This window comes from Ilyobacter sp., from assembly GCF_041583315.1.
Lineage (GTDB): Bacteria > Fusobacteriota > Fusobacteriia > Fusobacteriales > Fusobacteriaceae > Ilyobacter.
The window spans coordinates 1-2,483 of record NZ_JBFHGC010000437.1; the positions used below are offsets into that span (position 1 = coordinate 1).

General features: G+C 37.3%; 2 protein-coding genes and 1 riboswitch. Both genes read right to left on the reverse strand.

Translation table 11 applies throughout. From position 1 onward, the window contains the following. Nucleotides 1–865: phosphomethylpyrimidine synthase ThiC (gene thiC, locus ABZA26_RS12595; protein WP_372714862.1), on the reverse strand; the 865-nt coding region annotated here is incomplete at its 3' end. Nucleotides 866–1,222: 357 nt separating this feature from the next. Further along, a riboswitch (TPP riboswitch) is annotated at nucleotides 1,223–1,320 on the reverse strand. 121 nt (nucleotides 1,321–1,441) lie between these two features. Further along, nucleotides 1,442–2,356 (reverse strand): DMT family transporter, encoded by a 915-nt coding sequence (locus ABZA26_RS12600; protein WP_372714863.1) that lies wholly within the window; start codon nucleotides 2,354–2,356, stop codon nucleotides 1,442–1,444. Between the last annotated feature and the right edge of the window lie 127 nt (nucleotides 2,357–2,483).

A 2,483-nucleotide genomic window follows, 5' to 3' on the forward strand; every position in this document is an offset into this window, starting at 1 on the left:
CACCGTGACAGAGCTTTTTCTCCAGCATCATGTTGGCAGCTATCTCATTCAGAGGCACATGTCCTGGGCCTTCTATCATTACCTGTACATCTTTCTCCCAGGCTGCCTTTGTGAGTTCTCCCAGGATGAGAAGCTCCTGGATTTGCGGTGCATCTGTGGCATCTTTTAGACTTCCTGGTCTCAGACCGTCTCCCAGGCTGAGAGTTACATCGTGCTTTCTGCATATATCAAGAAGTCTGTCAAAGTGCTCATAAAATGGATTTTCTTTGTTGTTTTTTATCATCCATTCGTATAGGATAGATCCCCCTCTGCTGACAATCTTCGTAAGTCTGTTATTTTTCTGAAGTCTTTCTACACATGTAAGATTGAGCCCTGCATGGATTGTAAGGAAATCCATCCCGTCTTCGCAATGCTCTTCCACTACTTTAAAGAGATCTTCTACAGTCATAGAGGCTATATCTTTTCCGTATTTTGCAACAGCGTCATACATAGGGACAGTACCAAGAGCTGCAGGGGATATTTCAGCAAGCTTTCTTCTGAAACCTCTTGTATCTCCGAATGTACTGAGGTCCATTATTGCGTCGGCACCTAATTTTATTGAATTCATTACTTTCTCGAGCTCTAGTTCCTGGTTGCAGCAGTCTTCAGAAACTCCCAGGTTGACGTTGATTTTTGTTTTCAATCCCTCCCCTATACCCTTAGGCGAAAGAGATTTGTGGTTTTTATTTGCAGGGATTACTATCTTCCCTTGGGCCATTTTTTCCATAAGATCTTCTTTTGAGATAGGCTCCGCTCTTAATACGATCTCCATCTCCTTTGTGAATATACCTTTTCTTGCAGCTTCCATCTGAGTCATGTAAGACATTTGAATCCTCCTTAAGATTATGTTTTATTCTTATAAATTTTTTATAAAGTGCAGAGTCAAAAGATTTTGCCACGAATTGCACGAATAAAGATAAAACCTAAAATATTTTGGTCGCAGAGGGCACTTCTCTCTGTGTCCTCTGTGATAAAGTGTTTTATCTTTTTTATCTGGAGATTTTATTCGTGTTAATTTATCATTTTCATTGGTGCCCATTCGTGACGAGATCTTGTAAATCTTTTATTTTTCTTAGAACCTAACTGGTCCAGAGGTTTCATGGGAATAAAAAAAGCCCTGTACCAAAGTACAGAGCAGCAGAATTAACCTGACAGGAAGATGAGACTTCCCCAGTGTTCGTATAAAAGATTTCCGCCGCTTCCCTACGCTGGTATTATCCAGATCAGGTTCTAAGGGTCGGATTTCTCCTCTCAGCCAAAAAGGCTCCCCTAGCAACATTCGCATATAAAATTTTGATTTTCCTTAAGGGGATTATATAACCAGGGAGATAAAAATGTCAAATTTTATTTTACAGAATTTGATGACATTAAAAGATAAATTATAGAAAAATCAGAATATAAATTACACCTCTTCTGTTTTTGTAAGATTTTTATTTTCAGATTCTCTACTGGTGGCACCTAGATAAATAGCACCTAGAGACAGGATAAATCCAATAAGATCGATAATGTTTGTGGGTCGTTTAAAAAATATTATATCCCATGTCATGGACAATACTGGCTGCATAAGCAGTATCAAAGCCGCTGTGGATACAGGGATACTTGACATAGATGAGGATATAAAAACCCATCCCACCCCTTGGCCGAGAATTCCGTAAGCTAATAGGATAATTAAATTTTTATTTGAGATCAGACTAAAACTTTCTCCAGAGAATTTTGAAATAGTTCCCAAGAAAATAGTTGAAGAGACACATACCCAAAATATATTGCTCTTAGGAGAGAGTTTGTTTTCTAACTTGGACGAAAAATTTAGAGCCAGAATATAGCCAGTATAAAATACAGCTGTGACCAGTCCCAAAATGACCCCCGTTTTATAGCTTTCTGTGTTTCCGTTCCAGTTGACTCCGCATAGGAGAAATATACCTATGAGTGCTAAAAAAATCGACAGATAAAATTTCCAGTTAATCTTTTCTTTAAATATTGTAATAGTTATAAAAGTTATAAAAACTACCTGAAAATTTGACAGTACAGTAGCAAGACCGGGACCGATATAGTTAATACTTCTGTGCCATGCAAAGAGGTCAAGAGCAAAAAATAATCCTGCAAGGGCAGAATATAGGAAGGCTGGGATGCCAGCCCATAATTTTTCTTTCTTTATCAGACAAAATACCAATAGGAACAGTGCTCCGAAAAATACCCTGTAAAAAGCGGAAATGCTGGAGCTCGCTGCAGATAGTCTGGTAAATACTGCAGAAAAACTTATAATTGAAGAGCCTGCTAAAAGTAAGCCCATATTTTTATTCTTTAAAATATTATTCATAAGCGATACCTCACTGTTAAATTTTATATAAGAAATTATAGCATAACACGGTTTATAAAGTAATTAAAGAGATTGTAAATTTAATACTTGAATTGTATAATTAATTGCGACAAAAAAGATGGAGCTG